Raw genomic sequence first — 1008 nt, 5'->3', positions numbered from 1 at the left:
GTCGCTGACCCATTATACAAAAGGTACGCGGTCACCCCACGAAGAGGCTCCCACTGCTTGTACGTAGACGGTTTCAGGTTCTATTTCACTCCCCTCACAGGGGTTCTTTTCGCCTTTCCCTCACGGTACTGGTTCACTATCGGTCAGTCAGGAGTATTTAGCCTTGGAGGATGGTCCCCCCATGTTCAGACAAGATATCACGTGTCCCGTCCTACTCGTTTTCACGRCTAAGGCGCTGTCGGTTACGGGGCTATCACCCTTTATTGCCAGGTTTTCCAACCTGTTCACCTAACGCCTAAGCCGCTTAAGGGCTGCTCCGGGTTCGCTCGCCGCTACTGCCGGAATCTCAATTGATTTCTTTTCCTTCGGGTACTTAGATGTTTCAGTTCCCCGAGTTCGCCTCTTAGCGCTATGTATTCACGCTAAGATACCTGCTTATGCAGGTGGGTTTCCCCATTCGGAAATCCCAGACGAACTTTACTGTCATTCTTTAAGAATGACTTGTCAGCTTTCCAGATTGTTAAAGAGCATGTGAATCTATCAATACGATAATCCACTTTTTAAAAACACTTGTTATAAATGTGCTTAAAAAGTGGTGGAGCTAAGCAGGATCGAACTGCTGACCTCCTGCGTGCAAAGCAGGCGCTCTCCCAGCTGAGCTATAGCCCCACATGATATTGCTTTGACCAACACATCTGGGGATGTGTTGGTGGGTCTGAGTGGACTTGAACCACCGACCTCACCCTTATCAGGGGTGCGCTCTAACCACCTGAGCTACAGACCCATCATAAGCAATGATGCTCTCTTTAATTTTGACCGTGCAATCTGTGTGAACACTCGCAAGAATAGCGTCAGTAAGGAGGTGATCCAGCCCCAGGTTCCCCTAGGGCTACCTTGTTACGACTTCACCCCAGTCATGAACCACACCGTGGTAAACGCCCTCCCGAAGGTTAAGCTATCTACTTCTGGTGCAGCCCACTCCCATGGTGTGACGGGCGGTGTGTACAA

The 1008-nt window shown here is 50.0% G+C and carries 2 tRNA genes and 2 rRNA genes; all 4 read right to left on the bottom strand.

The features are described 5' to 3' along the window. Positions 1 to 532 (bottom strand): 23S ribosomal RNA (locus BZJ19_RS16945); the annotation flags it as partial. Between the two features lie 61 nt (positions 533 to 593). Then, positions 594 to 669 (bottom strand) — tRNA-Ala (locus BZJ19_RS16940). Positions 670 to 707: 38 nt separating this feature from the next. Further along, positions 708 to 784: transfer RNA gene (locus BZJ19_RS16935), tRNA-Ile, on the bottom strand. Positions 785 to 855: 71 nt separating this feature from the next. Continuing rightward, a 16S ribosomal RNA gene (locus tag BZJ19_RS16930) occupies positions 856 to 1008 on the bottom strand; the annotation flags it as partial.

This window comes from Salinivibrio proteolyticus, from assembly GCF_001996165.1.
GTDB classification, from domain to species: Bacteria; Pseudomonadota; Gammaproteobacteria; order Enterobacterales; family Vibrionaceae; genus Salinivibrio; species Salinivibrio proteolyticus.
Note: the sequence above shows the minus strand (reverse complement) of the source record. Positions and strands in the feature narration are given on the sequence as shown.